Here is an 18,971-nt window from a genome sequence, read left to right on the forward strand (position 1 = left end):
TTGGTGCAGTGTGACATGTGCACCAATGTAGCTAAGTTGTTAAAAAATCGCACCTAAATGGTGCGTTTTTTTTGTGGTAAAGCAAAGTATATTAATTAAGTTGTTGTTTTTAAATTAGATTAAATAGTGGCACAAAGGTTGGATTATGTAACCCAACAGGATAACAATAAAGAGTCCGAGGGGGCCGCTATGAAAATGATTAGTGCAATCATAAAACCATTTAAATTAGATGATGTGCGTGAAGCACTCGCTGATTTAGGAATTGAGGGGATGACTGTAGTTGATGTTAAAGGTTTTGGACGTCAACGAGGTCATACAGAGTTATATCGTGGTGCAGAGTACCAAGTCGATTTTATTCCAAAGATCAAACTTGAAATTGCAACTCGTACAGAAAATTGCCAACGCGTAGTTGAAGCTATCACTAAAATTGCATCAACAGGCAAAATTGGTGACGGCAAAATTTTTGTGTACGACTTAGATCAAATTGTTCGTATCCGTACTGGCGAACTTGACGAAGAGGCAATTTAAGAGGGGCTTATGGAAAATACAATTGTAGAACTTAAATTTTCACTCGATACATTTTACTTTTTGATATCGGGTATATTGGTAATGTGGATGGCAGCAGGTTTTGCCATGTTGGAAGCAGGCTTAGTTCGCTCTAAAAACACCACTGAAATTTTAACTAAAAACATCGCGCTTTATTCAATCGCATGTACCATGTTTTTGTTAGTTGGCTACAACATCATGTATGTAGACAACGCTGAGGGCGGAATCATGCCATCACTGGGTGCGTTAATTGGCACGCAAGCAGCTGATGCCGACCACTCTTTAGAGTCTGATTTTTTCTTCCAAGTGGTTTTCGTTGCAACAGCTATGTCAATTGTATCGGGTGCGGTTGCTGAGCGAATGAAGCTATGGGCTTTCTTAGCATTTACTGTTGTGTTAACTGGCTTTATCTACCCAATGGAAGGTTACTGGACATGGGGCGGTGGTTTCTTGTCTGAAATGGGGTTTGTTGATTTTGCAGGTTCTGCCATTGTTCATGGTGCAGGTGCAGCAGCAGCACTAGCAGGTGTTATTTTGTTAGGCGCTCGTAAAGGTAAATACGGTAAAAACGGTGAAGTTTACCCAATTCCAGGTTCTAACTTACCGCTTGCTACTTTAGGTACATTTATTTTGTGGATGGGTTGGTTTGGTTTTAACGGTGGTTCGCAGTTACTACTATCTGATAAAGAAAACGCAACGGCTGTAGGTCAAATCTTACTTAACACTAACGCGGCTGCGGCAATGGGTGCAATTGCGGCACTATTTGTATGTAAAGTATTATGGGGCAAAGCAGATTTAACAATGGTACTTAACGGTGCGTTAGCGGGCTTAGTTGTTATTACTGCAGACCCTCTTTCACCTTCTCCATTAATGGCTTGTTTACTAGGCTTACTAGGTGGTTCATTAGTTGTATTTAGCATTATAGCTTTAGATAAAATTAAGATTGATGACCCAGTAGGTGCTATTTCTGTACACGGTGTATGTGGTGCATTAGGTATTATGCTGGTTCCACTTTCAAACGGTGATGCAAGCGTTATCAATCAGTTAATCGGTTTAGTAACTATCTTGGCATTTGTTTTTGTAGCATCACTTATTGTGTGGGCTATATTAAAATACACAATGGGTATACGTGTTACAGAAGAAGAAGAGCTAAACGGTATGGATCAGCACGACTGTGGTGTAGAAGCTTACCCTGAGTTTGTATCTGTTCGTAATAACTAAATTTATATAGTGTGTTCATCAAAGCTCTACTTTAGGTAGAGCTTTTTTTCGTTTCAGGGAAGGTTAATTTTTCAGGTGTTAGGGTTATGGCCAATATGCTAAGCTCCCCTTTGTAAATAAACCGTTGGAACACATTACACTTACATGGCTGATAATAAAAAAACACCTAGTAGTAAAACACCTTCTAAACGTGCAACGAAAGCAAGCAGTTCGCCACGTAAAGCTAAACCCAAATCTACAAAAAAAACGGCAACTACTGTTGTTAAACGCTCATTTATGAGAAAAACATGGTCAGTTTTTTGGAAGCTGAGTTTGGCTGTTTTTATTGCTATGGCCATGTACTTTATTTATTTAGATTCAAAAACCACACGTGTATTTGAAGGAAATAAATGGCAACTCCCCGCTCAAGTGTATGCGCGTGCAATGCAGTTTTACCCAGGGCAATTCTTATCAAGTCAAGAAGTGGAATTTGAACTCGAACGTCTAAATTATTCATCGGTCAATAGGCTCAGTCGGACCGGCCAATACGTAAAAACGGCCGATAGCATTAAAATTTATCGGCGTGAGTTTGAATTTTATGATGGGCTGGAGGAGTCTAAGGTTGTTGAACTGCGTTTTGCAGGGCAAAAGGTAGCCTCTGTAAAAGATAAATTTGGTAGGCGCTTGAACAACGCTCGATTAGAGCCTGTTCAAATAGCCCGCATTGGTAACGATTCGAAGCAAGATAGGGAATTTGTTCCCCTTGATAAGTTTCCTGCTATGTTAAAAGACACTTTGCTAGTGGTGGAAGACCGTAATTTTTATGAACACCACGGTGTCTCTGTTTTTTCTATTTTACGCGCTTTGTATACCAATATTAGAGCAGGGCGAACAGTCCAAGGCGGTAGTACATTAACGCAGCAACTCGCTAAAAATATATATTTAACCCGTGAACGTTCGCTGCTGCGAAAAATAAATGAGGCGTTTATAGCGCTTATTCTGGATTATCGTTATTCAAAAGACCAAATATTAGAGGCCTACTTAAACGAGGTTTATTTAGGGCAATCGTATAACCAAGGCGTGCATGGCATGGGCTTGGCGTCTGAGTTTTATTTTTCAAAACCCGTTGATGAGCTTGAATACGACCAAATAGCGCTGCTAGTAGCTATGGTAAAGGGCCCGTCTTATTACAATCCTCGCCGTTATAAAGAGCGCACTATGGAGCGTCGCGATTTAGTGCTTCGCCTTATGGTAGAAAACAAATTAATAAGTACAAAAGAATACCGAGCATCGCTAAAGCGCTCAATAGACATTGCGCCAATGAAAGAAAGTTTACAAAAATCATACCCAGGGTATTTAGAATTGGTGAACCGTGAATTAAATAAATTACTACCCGATCAGCAAATATTAGATGCTGGCGTTAGAGTTTTTACTTACTTTGATTTACAAAAACAAACAGCAATGGAAAATTCGGTTGAGAAAAGCTTACCGTATTTAGAGAAACACCCTAAAACAGATAAACTTGAAGTGGCTATGATCTCTGTAAACTCAGATAAGGGGGGGGTATCGGCCCTTGTAGCAGGGCGTGACGTTCGATATTCAGGCTTTAATAGAGTGCTTGATACAAAGAGAAATATAGGATCTTTAGTTAAGCCCGCAGTTTATTTAACAGCACTACAATCACCAAATTATAATTTAGCCACATTACTTGATGATTCGCCGTTACAGGTAACAAACGAAGAAGGTAATGTATGGCAGCCTGAAAATTTTGATCGCCAATACCGTGGTGCAATCCCACTTTATCAAGCATTTAGTAATAGTATTAATATTCCTGCTGTTAATTTAGGCTTAGATATAGGAGTGGATAAAGTTGCAAACACGCTTAAATCACTCGGAGTGGAAGATCAAATAGATGAATACCCGTCTCTACTCTTAGGTGCTTTAGAGTTATCTAGCTTTGATGTTGCCCAGCTTTACACCACCATAGCAAATGATGGCGAATATAAGAAGTTGACGTCTATATCAGCACTTACCGACTCGGTAGGTAACGTGCTATATAAACATCAGGTGAGTGCAGAGCCTCGTTTTGATGAAGCCTCTGTGTACATGACCAAATATGCAATGAAGCGTGTAACAAAAGACGGGACAGCAAGGCGGTTAAACTTACACTTTCCGTCTATTCAATTAGCTGGCAAAACAGGCACCAGCAACGATTTGCGCGACAGCTGGTTTGCTGGATTTGATCAAAATACGGTAACTGTTGCATGGCTTGGCCGCGATGATAATAAAAGCACAGGTTTAACTGGCAGCGTAGGGGCACTTGAGGCTTATATTCGTTATTTAAAACCACTTAACCCACAAGCTATTGCTGATACTCGTCCACCTTCAATTCGTTGGGCTTTTGTAAACGAACACACAGGTAAACAAGCTCCGCCAGGATGTGGCAAAGTGATACAGCTTCCATTAAGAGTGAGTGAATTTGAGCCAAGGCCGCGCTGTATAAAATGACAACTCAAACAACACAGCCGCTATTTAGCGGCTGTGTTGTTTATAGATATTAATAACTAAGATTTAAAAAAGCGCATTGACGTTGTTAAGTCGTTCGATAAGCGTGAGAGCTGCTCCGCGTCTTGCAGCGTTGATTGTGCTGAGACGAGTGTATGGTCAGCCAAGTTATTAACTTCTTGCGAGTCATTTAGAGCCTGAGTTGTCGCATTGGCTTGTTGCTTAACTCGTTCAGCGATTACCTCGCCTTGATGCTTTATATCACCCATACTACTTTCCGCACTTTGCAGTACCGTATTTGTTTGGTTTGCGGCTTCAACAGATAACTCCATTTTTTCAACGCTTGAACGCATTTTAACTTGTGTATCGTCAGATGCTTTTTGCAGAGAGCTGATAATTTGGTGAATTTCTTGTGTTTGTGTTTGAGTACGTAACGCAAGTGTTCTTACCTCATCTGCGACTACCGCAAAACCTCGTCCGTGTTCACCGGCTCTGGCCGCTTCAATTGCTGCATTTAGCGCTAATAAGTTTGTTTGGTCGGCAATTTCACTGATCCCTTTACTGACTTTGCTTATTTCTTGGCTATCTTGGGCTAGTCGGTCGAGTGCTTGTTGGCTTTCGGTAAACTCCATTTTTAAGTCTTGCATATATTGAGCAAGCTCCATGGTATTGCTCGACCCTTCTTTTACATGCTCTGCGGCATTTTGAGCGGTGAGGGTTGCTTGATGAGCCGATTCTTCAATTGTATGTGCAGTTTGCGCCATATCGCTTAATGCATGGCTAATTGCATTTATCCGCGTTTGCTGTTTTATTACGTCGTCGCTGGTTTGGCTACTGGCATGCGAAAGAGACTTAGTGGCATCGCAGAGTGCTTTTGTGCTGGTTTTAACATCTGAAAGTAAATGTGAAAAGGCATTGAGTAGAGCGTTGTATTGCTCAGCAATAACGCTCATTTCGTCATTCCCGATTGAGTTAAGGGTTGCTTTTAAGTCACCGTTAGCCGCTTTAGTGGCTGCTTTAGTGAAGCGACTTATGGTATCAACGACTGCAAAATAAAACCCAACCATTAAATAAAGTGCAAATAATAAACTCACTATTGAGGCAACTAATACGGTGTTTCGGGTCCACTGCTGGGTTTGTATTTTATTACTAATTAAGGATTCTAGAGTTGGAATACTGATGTTGATTAAAGTGCTAATATTTTTTTGAACCTCGTCAGTGAGTGCTGAAAATTCACGCTGAGTTAACTCTATATCGTCGGGTTCTAGTAGCTTTTTATCTATCGCGTTCTTAAATGCTGAGACTGATTTTTGTAGTTCATTTAAAGTGGGAGAAAGCGCTTTATTTACCGATTTATCCGCTGACGTTGCAATAGCTAGTGTTTTTAAAAGTTGCTGCTCAAATTGGGGTAACGATTTACTTAGGTTTGAAAGTGCAATAAAGGTATCTGGTGTAAATTGGTTATTGTTCAGTACTGTATTTGCGCTCACGGCAGTTAGGTTTATTTGAGTGATAAAAGCAGGGACACGGGTTACCAATGCACGATTTAAATAGGCGCTGGCAAGTTCGCTATCTAGCGCTAAGTTAGATTGAATAGACATAAGTTCAAGGACATCGTCTACTTCGCTGTCTTTAATTTTAAAGCCCAGCGAGCGTGCCACATCTATATTTTTATCGGTTGTCCCTTGTATTTGATTGGTAAGTATTGCCCGATAGCCTTTTAAACCTTGCTGTTCCATTTTCGACACATCAATACTTTTACTCAATAACGACACCAAAAAAAACATGCTTAGTGCTAGTGGGATCAAGAGAATGCCAAACGTGATGCTTATTTTAGTTTTGTATTTTAGATTCGCCATTAAGCGCATTGCAGGCGCAGCTAACTGCCGTAATCCAGACATAAGACTCTCTTGTATTTAATAAAGTAGGGTGAAAATAAGTAGACCTTGTTATGCTTAATTATCATTCAATTATATATATTTACAAATAAAAAAAGCCCTTAAAGGGCTTTTTCAATCTTTAGTATTGATTGCCTGTTTTAAAAGTAGGTATATAAACCCCGTTTAGGCAATGCTTGCGATTAAAGTTTTGCGAAACAGCGCTCTGCTGCAGCTATAGTTTCTTGTACTTCCTGTTCCGTGTGCGCAGCACATACAAAACCAGCTTCAAATGCTGATGGCGCAAGGTATACGCCTTCTTCAAGCATAAGATGGAAAAAGCGTTTAAAACGCTCTAGGTCACACTCAGTCGCTTGTTTGTAAGTGGTTACCTTTTCAGCATCAGTAAAGAAAAAGCCATACATGCCGCCCGCGTAGTTTGTTGTAAGTGCGATACCTGCTTTTTTAGCGCCTGCTTCAAAGCCTTCACATATTGCTTTTGAAATAGCTTCTAGTTTGTCGTGTAATCCAGGCTCACTTAATAGCTCTAATGATTTTAAACCTGCAGCCATAGCTATTGGATTACCAGACAGTGTTCCGGCTTGATATACTGGGCCAACAGGAGCAATGTAATCCATAATTTCAGTTTTGCCGCCAAATGCGCCTACCGGCATGCCGCCGCCTATTACTTTACCTAAACATGTTAGGTCAGGTTTTATGTTGTAATACGCTTGTGCACCACCAAGAGCTACACGAAAACCGGTCATTACTTCATCAAAAATAAGCACCGATTTGTATTCATCACATACTGCGCGCAGGCCCTCTAAAAAGCCTTCAACAGGTGGAATACAGTTCATGTTACCCGCTACCGGTTCAACGATAATACAGGCAATTTCGTCAGCGTATTTTTCAAAAATAGCTTTCACTTCTTCAATGTTATTAAACGATACTGTTAATGTGTGCTTAGCAAAGTCTTCAGGAATACCTGGTGAATTAGGCACGCCCATAGTTAATGCACCTGAGCCCGCTTTAACTAAAAGTGAGTCGGCATGGCCGTGGTAACAGCCTTCAAATTTAAGAATTTTGTCACGATTAGTAAAACCACGCGCTAGGCGAATTGCGCTCATAGTTGCTTCGGTACCTGAGCTAACCATGCGTACTTTTTCAATTGATGGTACAAGCGCTTTTACTTTCTCAGCCATTAAAATTTCAGCTTCAGTTGGCGCGCCATAGCTAAGGCCGTTCTCAACTGCTTCATGAACCGCTTTTTTTATAGCAGGGTGATTGTGGCCCATGATCATTGGGCCCCACGAACCTACGTAATCGATATAGCGATTACCATCGGCATCAAAGGTGAATGCACCTTCTGCTTTTGTGATAAATAATGGTGTGCCACCTACGCCATTAAAAGCGCGCACTGGTGAGTTTACGCCACCAGGAATTGAGGTTTGAGCGCGTTCAAATAAGTCTTGGCTAATTGTCATGAAAAATCCTATAAATTGTCACTTAAAAAAGGGTTAGCTGTCGCGTTTACGGCTAAACCAAGGCACGTCTACTTCATATTGCTCAACTTTGTTTTCTACGCCGAGTGTCAAAGCAAACAATGCCATACGAATTAATACGCCGTTTTGTACTTGGCGAAATATAGCTAAATTGTCGTTGCTGTTTAAGTCGTTATCAAGCTCGTTAGCTTCAGTACGACTATCACGAGGAAGCGGATGCATAAGCACTGAATTAGGCTTACAGTGAGCGTTATAAATTGACTGGCTAATTCTAAATCCGCCACGGTATTTATTTGCTTCTTCTTGAGATGGAAAGCGTTCTTCTTGAATACGTGTTTGATACACGATATCGGCCGCTAAGTTACCTTCCATTTTGTTCACTAGTTCTATTTTATGACCAGCATTTTCTACTGCATCTAAAATACTGGTTGGCATTTGCAAGCCATCGGGTGCCACCATTGAAAATTTAACGTTTTTGTAATGACACAATAGTTTTGATAGCGAATGAACAGTTCGACCGTATTTTAAATCGCCAACCAAAGCGATGTGCATACCATCAATGTTTTGATCAAAGCGGTGTAATTCACGTTCAATAGTAAGTAAATCTAGCAGTGCTTGAGTGGGGTGTTCATTTGGGCCGTCACCGCCATTAATTACAGGTACGGTACAGCCTTCGGCAAATTCACTAACCGAGCCTGCGTCTGGGTGGCGCATAGCTACCGCGTCTGCATAGGCTGAAATAACACGGGCTGTATCGTATAAAGATTCACCTTTAGCAAGAGCTGAACTTTGCATGCCTGTTGTTTCACGCACGCCTCCACCAAGCAGGTTAAACGCGGTACCAAAACTAACGCGTGTACGAGTGCTGGGTTCAAAAAACAAATTAGCTAAAATGGCGCCCTCAAGCACCGTTGTTTGCTTTTGCTTTTTAGCATAAGGCTCCATCTTTTTTGCTACTGCAAAAATACGTTCAATGCAGTCTCTGTCTAACTGATTAACAGACAGAATATGTTCACCTTGGAAACTTAACATGGGGTTATTCCTAGTTTTTCAAAAGGGCGCGATAATCCATAATATGGGGCACGCAATCGCGCATATTAGATTTTAAGTCGTGTGTAATTAATGCGGTATTTTTTATACCAAATAGCTTAAAGGCTCGGTTTAATTACTGCCAGTGCAACTATAATAAGTAATGCAATAACAGGTAATTCATTAAAAATTCGGTAAAAACGATCTGTTTTAGTATTTCTGTCGTGTTTAAAGTCGGCTAGTAATTTAAAGCAGTACGCATGGTATAAATATAAAATTATAACTAGCACTAGTTTATAGTGCAGCCACATACTGTATTTAAACCATTCACGGCCATATTCCACAATCGTTAGTACACCAAAAACAGCCGTTAAAATAGCAAATGGCGTTACAAAATAAAGGAGCCTGCGTTCCATTACTTTTAGCATAGAGTTACATGCACGCTCTTGGCTCATTGCGTGGTAAACAAATAACCGTGGTAAGTAAAAAATGCCTGCAAACCATGCAATCATAAAAAATATATGCAGCGTTTTATAAATCAGTAATGCGCTCATAATAACCCTTATTATTTATAGTAAGCTGTTACGAATGGTTAAAATATGATGAATTTGATCCCAACGTAACAGCCCCATTATTTGTTGATTATCTAACAGGTTGTATACATATAAAGCGCCACTGCGCTTATCTTTTAGTATATCAAAGGCATCAGCTAACGTTGCTTGACTGCTAATACCTTGTAAGTTTACATAGTTCAGGTTGATTGCTTGATCAGACATTAAGCTTAAATCGTATTCTGCAAGTCGATACCCGTTTTCTTCGTCAAACACAATCAATGGCGTTTGGCTGTCCATGGCATCGAGTGTATTTTTTATTTGCTCTTTGTCGTTTGAAAAAAGCAATTTAAAGTTTTCATCCATATCATCCATTATCCCCACCTTTTGTAGTGCCTCTGTGGCAGGGGAAACATGATAGGGAAGGCCCTGAAAATCTAGTTGTTGCAAAAATATAGAGCGATTACCAAATACTTGTAATGCGGTTACATAAGCCGTTGTTATAACAAGCATGGCTGGGACAATTATTTCTGGCGACGATGTAAGCTCCATCACTGTCGTTAACGCGGCAAGTGGTGCATGTAATGTAGCGGCCATTAACCCCGCCATGCCCAATACACCGTAGGTGCCAGCTATATCAGTACCGGGGCTAATAAACTGGGCAAAAAACGCCATCATCGTTCCAACTAAAACGCCTAACCCAATAACAGGACCAATTAACCCTCCCGGTATACCCAAACCTATAGCAAATAAAGTTGCTAGTAATTTAGCAATTAAAATAGTGGTGAGTAATTGCACATTATCTGGCGACTCCACCGCAATAGCTATCGCGCTCATGCCAGATCCCATTGCTTGTGGAACGGCATAAGCAATTAAACTTGCGATACAACCTGCAATGAGTAAACGAGGAAACATACTTAAAGGTTTAAATGTTTTAATAATTAACATTAAGTTTTGATTAAAGCTGTATGCAATAGCGCCCAGCGCCATACCGCATAAAATTAAATATGGATAGTGCCAGCCACTCAAAGGAGCAATTGTTATGAGTGCAAGCTCTGACCCTTCTCCAAAGACGAACTGAGTAGCAAGCGCGCCTGTTACTGCAGCAAGCATAATAGGCACAAAAATATGAACTTTGTATTCTCTTAACACCACTTCCATAACAAAAATAACGGCGGCAAGAGGGGTATTAAAGGATGCTGCAATACCCGCAGCAACACCGCAACCACTTAATGTACGCATGGAATTGTGAGGTAGGTGTAGTTTATCGGCTAAAATACTGGCTCCAGTCGCTCCCATATGAACAGATGGACCTTCACGTCCAACTGAAAAGCCACTGATTAATGCCAGAGCCCCCCCAACAAATTGGTTGAGTGTATTGTATAAAGGCATTTGCCCGTAGTGACGTTTAATGCGATGAATTACGAATGGGATACCTAACCGGTAATGCTTGAAACCAGTAAAAGCTGCAAATGACGCAATTAAAAATGCGGCAATTAAAGGCATTAAAACACGTTCAAGAGTTGGTAAGGTTGTGAAGTCGTCTGGTGTTTCTAAAAATAAGCTTTGAAAAAAAAGAATTGTTAAGCGGAATAAAATAATAAAAAATGCAGCAATTAACCCAGCAACTACGCCTAATAGGCATAATTGTATAGATGTTTTAGGTTGTGCGAGTCGACGCCTGAGCTGCTCCAGCCACATGCATTATTTCCCCAGTGCATTTTTCAGTTGTATTTTAGCAAAAGCCAACCACTAAGTCCTTGTGATTTTATAAAATTATTAACTTAAATTAACTATTTAGGGCAAATAGTAAAACTAAGACTTTTTAGTTAAAATAATTACTCATTTAATATGCAACTAGTTGCATATTAAAGTGCTGTATTTTTTAGTTCACATAACTGATATTCATATATTTTTTAATGTATTTATGGATATAACTTAGAGTAAAGCGTTAATTGACTATACTTGATTAAAACACTCGGGTATTGGATAATCACACCATTACGATATTGAGGGTTTTAAAATGTCAGAAGAATTACCAATTCAGTTTAGCGATGCCGCTGCTGTTCGTGTTAAACAATTAATCGACGAAGAAGAAAACCCAGAACTAAAACTGCGTGTTTACGTAACCGGTGGTGGGTGTTCTGGCTTTCAGTACGGTTTTACTTTTGATGAAAAAGCAAATCCAGGTGATTTAGAAATTGTTAAAAACGGCGTAACTTTAGTGGTTGATCCTATGAGCATTCAATATTTAGTTGATGGTGTAGTTGACTATACTGAAGGCTTAGAAGGCGCGCGCTTTTTTGTATCTAACCCGAACGCAACCACGACGTGTGGGTGTGGCGCAAGCTTCAGTGTGTAAATAGATATCAATTTATAAAAAGCCGCATTAGCGGCTTTTTTAATGCCTATAAATTAGTGGGAGCGTACTCTGTTATTTGCATTATGAGCACAAAAAAACCTAATACAAATGCCGACAGCGCTAAAATATATAGAAAGCCTTTCTTACCTTGCTTAATAGGAATCCCATTGTGACGCAAGAAAAAGTACCACCCTGCGCATAAAATAATCGGTAATAAAAAAAGAAGCCTGAACATTGTGTAACCTTTTCTGCGTTGATCATTGTCTAATATTAAACACAAAACGTTAATATGAAATAAATTTGTTATAAAAATTACGTGCTAATATTTCAAACATAATAAATTTATTTTTAATGATTTTGATAACTTAGCTGAAATATTCAGTGTTTGTAAATGTTTGCCTAGGTTGATTTTGAGTTGAAAAGACAATTAACTATTCAACCAAAGTGTTAATAGTATATAATGTATCCAAGAATGAGACGGGCAAAATTTCATTCTAATAACAAAAACCTTTTACCACATTTTAAGCGCCGTTTTTAGCTATGTGGGTGGGAGTGAGTAGCAACCAGTGCTTTAAGAAGCGATAGATTGCTATTTAAAACATAAGTTACTGCTTACTTGCCTACAGCTATGATCACGACTGCCGCTTTTGTGGGGTTGTCTAATCGTCTAGTAGGAGATGTAAAATGATGGGGAAAACCGTTTCTTCAGAAGAGAACGCTAAGTTAACAACATGGCTTAAAAGTAAACGTCATGAAAAAGGCCACACAATGAGAAGCCTTGCACAGGTGCTTGGAACGCCTCACTCGTTTATCGGCAAAATTGAAAATCAAGAACGCCGTTTAGATGTGGTTGAGTTTGTTCGTTATTGTACTGCGCTTGAAGTTGACCCACATGAAGCACTAAGCCTGCTTAAAGTAGATTAATAGTGTATTGCTTAGTTCATTTAGGGGCATATTAAATGTGCTAAGCAAAATATTAATGCATGGATGCATTAAGCCTAATAATTACTATGGTAGTTTTTCTCAAGCTCATACAATTTGTGTCTTATTGCATACAAAAATAGTAAAGAGGGGAGCACCATTAAAGCAGTTAATACAAAAAATAACGACCAATTTCCCATTAGCCAATCATCAATTACAACCCCACTGTAACTCGAAAGTAATGTTCTTCCTAAATTCCCCAGCGACGCCAACAACGCATAATGTGTTGCACTAAATGCTCTGTCACATAGCATAGATATAAACGCGACCATAGCAACGAGAGACCATGCTTGTGTAAAGCCATCAATTACTATAGCAAAAGCATATAAACCTAAGTTAGGGCCCACTAACGCAATAGCAGAAAATGCTAAGTTAGATGCAGCCATGGCTAAACCACTAACAAATAACCCCTTCACAATGCCATACTTTTGATTAAATAAGCTGCCTACAAAGGTAAAAGCAATGGTAAGCACTGCGGTGCCAACTTTTGAAAAAGTAGCTATATCGCTATTGCTAAAACCTATTTCTTTATAAAAAACAATCGACATTCGTCCTAAAAACGCTTCGCCAATTTTAAATAAGAAAATAAAAGCAAGTAATGCGAGTGCAGTTTTAACCCCGTTTTTTGCAAAAAATGTTCTAAAAGGGTCAATAACTGTAACAACCAACCAGGCAACGACTTTATTGAGAGGTGTTTGATTAATAGTAGCAAGCTTTTCAATGTAAACACGTTCTAGTTCTTCGTGAACGGCTTCTCTATTAGAGGCGGGCTCTTTAGCAAATAGCACTCCTCCCATTAATAGCAATATCACAGCAGCTAAAAAGTAGTAAACTTGTGGCCAACCAAGTGAAGGAATATCTGCCATATAAAATGGAATCGCACCCAATAACGCGTAGCCTGTCCACCATCCTGAGGTGGCCATGGCTGCGGCAGCCGTTGCTTTGTGTGATTCACTTTCGCTTAGGGTATCTATTCTAAATGCGTCTATCGCAATGTCTTGTGTAGCAGATGCAATTGCAATTAATAAACACAGTGCTGCAGCAATCGCCAAGTTAGCTTTGAGATCAAGACCAGCAAGAAATAATGTGCCTAAAAACATGAAGCTTTGGCAAAATAATATCCAGCTACGGCGTTGGCCTAGCCACTTATATAAAATAGGCAGTTTTGTACGATCGATTAAGGGCGACCATAGAAAGTTGATGCTGTAGGCACCAAATACAATACCAAATAAGCCTATCATGCTTCGGCTCAGGCCTTCATCTTTTAGCCATGCCGACATTACAGAGCCAATTAATACCCAAGGAAAACCACTGCTAATACCAAAAATAAACACATTAATTAAACGTTTATCTTTAAAATACGAAAAGTATTCGCTGAAAGAGAGAGTATTGCTCATAGGGCCTTCATTGGCGAGTGGGCGCAGCTTTACTGCACCTCATTAATTATAATGGTGTTGGTTCAATCATTTTAATATTTAAAATAACCACCGGTGTTTCTGGCACAAAGTCATAACCAATTTTTTCATTATAAACTGTTTTAACAGCCATAATTTTATCTAGGGTTTCGTATCCTTCCATTACAGTTCCAAATACCGCAAATCCCCAGTCTCTTCCTGGGTTTAAATGGTCATTGTTATCCATGTTAAAGAAAAACTGGCGAGTACCTGAGTGCGGTTGTCTATCTTGGTATGCCATGGCAATGCTGTACATATCATTCTTCAGGCCGTTCCCGCTTTCATTAAAAATAGGGTCGTTTTGATATAAACCTTCCATGTCTTTGTCATATCCACCACCTTGAATAACAAAGTCGCGTTCGTTTTCTTCGTCGCGTTCCACGCGATGAAAAATACTACCCTGATAACTTTTATCTGAAACATAAGTTAAAAAGTTATTGACTGTAATAGGGGCCCGAGAACGGTCTAGCTCAACAATAATACTGCCTAGTGATGTCACTATTTCAACACGTGGAAACATATTGTCTTTTTGTATAAATCTGCCCTCTTGGGCTGCTAAACTTCCTGCGCTAAAATAAAGAGCTAAACAAAGTATAAAAAGTCGTTTCATGGTTAACCTTCTAAAAACTGTATTAATTCAGGATCTGACACAATGCGGGTTATCATTTGTTCAGTCAACTTATTGAGTTGACCTTCTATTTTTGCTCTGTCATGGCCAAGCGGGCCTTCTAGCGCTGCATTACCGCTATACTTTTTTGTAAAATTACTTGTAGCACGGATTACGCGAACAATCAGTTCAATTTTTGCTTCACTTTTATGGCTTACTAAGGTTTCAGTAACCACTGCTTGTAAGGCATTTATATCTAGCTCAAATCGAGTGGTGGCTAAATTTGAAATGCTCGCGCCATTACGGCTAAGAGCACTGTCTAGGGCACTTTTAATCGACTCAGTAATACCTTGGCTTGCAAATGTTTTGGTTTTGTCTGACTCAACTAGAGTGAGGGTAGAAGTATCGCCACGTACATCAATAACACTCGTACTCAGGCTACTATTTATTGTGCTCACTTGGCCATTTTGGTAAACCGGATTAAGTATGACTTGGCTAGGTTGGTTTGCACAGCCTGCTAAAATACAAAATGCAGCGCAGCCAAATATACGGTTTATTATTGTCATTGTTATAACACCCCACTATTTTTAGTTGAACTTAAAACTACAAATTTTTTGTTTGAACCTAATAGCTTACAGTTACCAAACATACGGTTTAACTTGTCATGATAATCTAAATGACGATTACCAATAATACGCAGCTCACCACCTTCTTTTAACGTGTCTTTTGCTTGTTTAAACATTTGCCAAGCAATGTGATCAGTAACCGCTTGTGCTTGGTGAAATGGTGGATTACATAGCACCATATCTACACTGTTCTTTTCAAAGCCGGTTAGGCAATCATTTTCGATAAATTCACAATCATCAAATCGTTCTGTCATGTTTTGCTCTACGTTAAGTCGTGCAGACTCAACTGCCATGTACGACTCATCAACAAACGTTACAGACGCTTTAGGGCAGCGCGCTAAGGTCATAACACCAACTACGCCATTACCACAGCCTAAATCGATAATTTTTTTAGCTTTTGGTGTTTGCGGCAAGTAGTTAAAAAAGAAGCGCGCACCAATATCTAACGAATCACGCGAAAACACATTTGCATGGTTTGTAATAGTATACTCGGTGCCTTCAAGTTGCCATGAAACAGGGTAATCAGCAGCTTTATAACCGCCTTTTGCGCTACTTAAAATAAGGCGTGACTTTTTCACCGCTAAGCTTGTTTTAGTTTCACCAATAAACTGTTCAAACGCCTTAATTGTTGAGTTGTGAATATCTTTGGTTTTACCAGCTGCAATAACAGGTGTGCCTGGTGCAAGAACTTCGCTTAACTCACTTAATTGAAACTGCAAAAAGCCAACATTACGTGGTATTTTGATTAACACTAAATCTACGTCTTCTGGAAGTGCCGAGAGGCTGTCCAATTGCGTAAATTGCACAGTAGACAGCTTATTCTCTTGTAAATTATATGCCGCGGCTTGGTGGCTAATATACGAGTCATTAACTGAACAAACCGTTAATTGATTAAAACTACAGGCAAGAGCACCAAAGCTGTCATTTAAAATAAGCAATGAGCGACAATCAGGATGATGTTCGTTAACATAATTGATAAGGTACTCATCGCCCGAATCCCACGCTTGTAAACTGCGGTTTTTTTGATCCAAAGGGAAGCGTTCAAGAGTAAAAGTTTTATCGCCTAGCTGGGCTTGCGTCGTCATAGTGGTTTTTGTATCAGTAAACTAATGTAGGTAAATTCTAACATGCAACGGCAAAACGCCAACCCCCAACAGTTGCCAAATGGCTTTTCTTATCAAACAAAGGCGCTTAGCGCACAAAAAAGCCTCGATTTATTTTATTATCTGCAAAAAAACCTTAAGTGGCAGCAGCCAGAAGTCACGGTTTACTCTAAAACTGGACCAATCCCACGCCTGCAATGCTTTATTAGCGACCATAAAATTGAATACGGTTATTCAAACAGTAAGTTAATAACTGAACCTTGGCCAAGTATATTAATGGCTATGCGAAAACGATTAGAGGCACATTTAAACCAGCCGTTTAATTCGTTGTTAGTTAATTATTATCGTGATGGCAACGACACTATGGGGTGGCATAGTGATGATGAAATAGAGTTGGGTCAGCAACCCACTATTGTGTGTATATCGTTAGGGGCTGAACGTGTATTAAAGCTAAAAGACAAAGCCAATAATAAAATAACGGATTTAAAGTTACACAGTGGTAGTTGTTTGGTCATGAGCGGCAATAGCCAGCGAGATTTCCAGCATGCTATTTTAAAGCAAACCACCTTAGCCCATCCACGCATAAGTTTAACCTTTAGGTATATCAAACAAGGTTAGTTGCATAATTTAGTTAGCCAATGGGCAGGGCAGCTTGCTATGATAAGTTCATAAATTAGCTATAAATAATGGTTTTATATGTCAATGCAGCAACAAATCCAAGAGAAAATCAGCAATGTTATTGCTTGTAAGCATTTAAATGTAATTAACGAAAGTCACATGCATAGCAAGGGCACTGACTCACATTTTAAAGTTATTGTGGTAAGTGAAGAGTTTTTAGGTAAGCGCCTTTTGCAACGTCATCGTCAAATTAATGAAATTTTAAAAGAAGAGCTTTCAAACCATATACATGCATTGGCTATTCATACGTACACTCCGGATGAATACGCTGAACATGATAGCGAAGCCCCAGCGTCGCCAAACTGTTTAGGCGGGTCTAAATTAGATTAATTAATTGAGGTTTGACAGCTATTTACCTTGTATTTAACTGATCAGATCAGTGTTTTAAGTATTAGCCTTTAAACTAGCGCTAATTTTTATAGTAAAAGATATAGGATCATCAATGGTCATTAAGCCAAAAATTCGTGGATTCATTTGTACAAACGCTCACCCAGTAGGCTGTAGTGAACATGTGCAAGAACAAATTAACTATGTAAAACAACAAGGCGCATTAAAAAACTCGCCGAAAAATGTGTTAGTTATTGGTGCATCGACAGGCTACGGCTTGGCATCGCGTATTACGGCAGCATTTGGTGGCGGTGCTAAAACATTGGGAATTTTCTTTGAAAAAGAAGGTACCGAGCGTAAAACAGGGTCAGCAGGTTGGTACAATACGGCTGCTTTTCAAAATGCGGCAGACGAAGCCGGTTTGTGGTCTAAAAATATCAACGGTGATGCCTTTTCAAACGAAATAAAACAAAAAGCAATTGATACGATTAAAGCAGATTTAGGCAAGGTTGATCTGGTCATTTACAGCTTAGCGTCGCCTCGTCGTACTGACCCAAACACGGGTGAAGTTTACTCATCAACCTTAAAGCCAATCGGCAACGCAGTTACAACAAAAAATCTAAATACGTCAAAGCGTGAAATTGACGAAATTACTTTAGAGGCTGCAACACAAGACGATATCGACAACACCATTAAAGTAATGGGTGGTGAAGATTGGGAAATGTGGATTGACGCTTTAAAAGAAGCCGATGTACTTGCTGATAATTTTAAAACGACTGCTTATACTTATATCGGTAAAGAGTTAACGTGGCCAATTTACGGGCACGCGACTATTGGTAAAGCAAAAGAAGACTTAGACCGTGCAACGGTTGCGATAAAAGAGTCAACTAAAGCGTTAAATGGTCAAGCATATGTTTCATCACTCAATGCTGTTGTAACACAAGCGAGCTCTGCCATACCAATTATGCCATTGTATATTTCAGCTTTATTCAAGGTAATGAAGGCGGACGGAACATACGAAGGCACCATTGAGCAAATTCATGGCTTATTTACCGAAAACCTGTACGGTGAAAAGCCGCGTTTTGATGATGGCGGACACTTATTTCAAAACTACAAAGAACTTGAAGACGATGTTCAAGCACGTATCCAAGCAGTATGGGACAAAGTAGATACTAGTACGATTGATGAACTGACAGATTACGTTGGTTACCACAATGAGTTTTTACGCTTATTTGGTTTTGGCATTGAGTCAGTTGATTACGACCAAGATGTAGAGCCAGTTCAAGCAATTGCAAATATGATTGATTAATCAATTAAGTGAATAGTCAGGGCTTGTTTGTCTTTTTTGGTAAAATGTTAAGTAACCTGTTTGGCATTTCGGTAATACAGAGCTGATGTTGTGTGGTTATTTCCCATAAATAAGTATTATTGCTAAACAGGTACCGCCTTAAGATTTAGTAAGCTTCAATCCTATAAGGTCAACATGCCCTAATTTAAAAGTCGCTGCATGCGACTTTTATCAATTAAAAAACCTCATTCTTTGCTTAAGCTACCACTTTGGTCTAACTTAAATTTTATTAAATCTAGCTAACAAAACCAAATAAGCGTTTCAGTCGTATAATT

18 protein-coding genes are annotated in these 18,971 nt (G+C 39.4%); 8 read left to right on the forward strand and 10 right to left on the reverse strand.

The features are described from left to right. The first annotated feature begins 189 nt into the window (after positions 1-189). From ACFI34_RS10625 to mrcB, 3 genes are all read left to right on the forward strand, one after another. Positions 190-528: a P-II family nitrogen regulator gene (locus ACFI34_RS10625; protein WP_004587162.1), complete on the forward strand. Its 339-nt coding sequence runs from the start codon at positions 190-192 to the stop codon at positions 526-528. Positions 529-537: 9 nt separating this feature from the next. Next, on the forward strand, positions 538-1,767 hold the full coding sequence (locus tag ACFI34_RS10630; RefSeq protein WP_006791512.1) for an ammonium transporter: 1,230 nt from the start codon (positions 538-540) through the stop codon (positions 1,765-1,767). A gap of 144 nt (positions 1,768-1,911) precedes the next feature. Next, the gene (gene mrcB, locus ACFI34_RS10635) at positions 1,912-4,254 is read left to right on the forward strand and encodes a penicillin-binding protein 1B (protein WP_462673455.1); all 2,343 of its coding nucleotides are present in this window, start codon (positions 1,912-1,914) and stop codon (positions 4,252-4,254) included. Positions 4,255-4,310: 56 nt separating this feature from the next. On the opposite strand, the gene ACFI34_RS10640 is transcribed toward mrcB, so the two are convergent. The 5 genes from ACFI34_RS10640 to ACFI34_RS10660 all read right to left on the reverse strand — a co-directional run bounded on the left by ACFI34_RS10640 (position 4,311) and on the right by ACFI34_RS10660 (position 10,911). Continuing rightward, positions 4,311-6,152, reverse strand: a complete 1,842-nt coding sequence (locus ACFI34_RS10640; protein ID WP_462673456.1) for a methyl-accepting chemotaxis protein — start codon at positions 6,150-6,152, stop codon at positions 4,311-4,313. Between the two features lie 179 nt (positions 6,153-6,331). Continuing rightward, a complete protein-coding gene (gene hemL, locus ACFI34_RS10645) occupies positions 6,332-7,612 on the reverse strand; it encodes a glutamate-1-semialdehyde 2,1-aminomutase (RefSeq protein ID WP_006791508.1) in 1,281 nt (426 codons plus the stop codon). A gap of 33 nt (positions 7,613-7,645) precedes the next feature. Then, positions 7,646-8,662, reverse strand: a complete 1,017-nt coding sequence (locus tag ACFI34_RS10650) for an aspartate carbamoyltransferase (RefSeq protein WP_006791507.1) — start codon at positions 8,660-8,662, stop codon at positions 7,646-7,648. A 116-nt stretch (positions 8,663-8,778) separates the two neighbouring features. Next, positions 8,779-9,213, reverse strand: a complete 435-nt coding sequence (locus ACFI34_RS10655) for a CopD family protein (RefSeq protein ID WP_006791506.1) — start codon at positions 9,211-9,213, stop codon at positions 8,779-8,781. 15 nt (positions 9,214-9,228) lie between these two features. Beyond that, a complete protein-coding gene (locus ACFI34_RS10660) occupies positions 9,229-10,911 on the reverse strand; it encodes a chloride channel protein (protein WP_462673457.1) in 1,683 nt (560 codons plus the stop codon). Between the two features lie 322 nt (positions 10,912-11,233). On the opposite strand from ACFI34_RS10660, the gene erpA reads away from it, so the two are divergent. Then, positions 11,234-11,572 (forward strand): iron-sulfur cluster insertion protein ErpA, encoded by a 339-nt coding sequence (gene erpA / locus ACFI34_RS10665; RefSeq protein ID WP_006791504.1) that lies wholly within the window; start codon positions 11,234-11,236, stop codon positions 11,570-11,572. Positions 11,573-11,618: 46 nt separating this feature from the next. On the opposite strand, the gene ACFI34_RS10670 is transcribed toward erpA, so the two are convergent. Further along, a complete protein-coding gene (locus tag ACFI34_RS10670) occupies positions 11,619-11,807 on the reverse strand; it encodes a hypothetical protein (protein ID WP_462673458.1) in 189 nt (62 codons plus the stop codon). A gap of 449 nt (positions 11,808-12,256) precedes the next feature. On the opposite strand from ACFI34_RS10670, the gene ACFI34_RS10675 reads away from it, so the two are divergent. Next, positions 12,257-12,496, forward strand: coding sequence for a helix-turn-helix domain-containing protein (locus ACFI34_RS10675; RefSeq protein WP_006791502.1), 240 nt, complete (start codon positions 12,257-12,259; stop codon positions 12,494-12,496). 74 nt (positions 12,497-12,570) lie between these two features. Here ACFI34_RS10675 and ACFI34_RS10680 read toward each other — a convergent pair whose 3' ends face one another. From ACFI34_RS10680 to ACFI34_RS10695, 4 genes are read right to left on the reverse strand one after another with little or no spacing between them, the layout of a single operon-like run. Continuing rightward, positions 12,571-13,950 (reverse strand): AmpG family muropeptide MFS transporter, encoded by a 1,380-nt coding sequence (locus ACFI34_RS10680; protein WP_462673459.1) that lies wholly within the window; start codon positions 13,948-13,950, stop codon positions 12,571-12,573. A gap of 46 nt (positions 13,951-13,996) precedes the next feature. Further along, entirely contained in the window at positions 13,997-14,617 is a 621-nt protein-coding gene (locus ACFI34_RS10685) for a peptidylprolyl isomerase (protein ID WP_462673460.1), read from the reverse strand. A 2-nt stretch (positions 14,618-14,619) separates the two neighbouring features. Next, complete coding sequence (locus tag ACFI34_RS10690; protein WP_462673461.1) at positions 14,620-15,180, reverse strand: YajG family lipoprotein; 561 nt, start codon at positions 15,178-15,180, stop codon at positions 14,620-14,622. Between the two features lie 2 nt (positions 15,181-15,182). Then, the gene (locus ACFI34_RS10695; RefSeq protein WP_462673462.1) at positions 15,183-16,325 is read right to left on the reverse strand and encodes a methyltransferase; all 1,143 of its coding nucleotides are present in this window, start codon (positions 16,323-16,325) and stop codon (positions 15,183-15,185) included. Positions 16,326-16,367: 42 nt separating this feature from the next. On the opposite strand from ACFI34_RS10695, the gene ACFI34_RS10700 reads away from it, so the two are divergent. The 3 genes from ACFI34_RS10700 to fabV all read left to right on the forward strand — a co-directional run bounded on the left by ACFI34_RS10700 (position 16,368) and on the right by fabV (position 18,657). Then, complete coding sequence (locus ACFI34_RS10700) at positions 16,368-16,961, forward strand: alpha-ketoglutarate-dependent dioxygenase AlkB family protein (RefSeq protein WP_462673463.1); 594 nt, start codon at positions 16,368-16,370, stop codon at positions 16,959-16,961. A 78-nt stretch (positions 16,962-17,039) separates the two neighbouring features. Continuing rightward, positions 17,040-17,351 carry a BolA family protein gene (locus ACFI34_RS10705; RefSeq protein WP_462673464.1) on the forward strand — a complete coding sequence of 104 codons (312 nt, stop codon included), beginning with the start codon at positions 17,040-17,042 and terminating at the stop codon, positions 17,349-17,351. 112 nt (positions 17,352-17,463) lie between these two features. Continuing rightward, a complete protein-coding gene (fabV, locus tag ACFI34_RS10710) occupies positions 17,464-18,657 on the forward strand; it encodes an enoyl-ACP reductase FabV (protein ID WP_462673465.1) in 1,194 nt (397 codons plus the stop codon). The last annotated feature ends 314 nt before the right edge of the window (positions 18,658-18,971 follow it).

The sequence above is a fragment of the Pseudoalteromonas sp. PSi26 genome, from assembly GCF_054960575.1.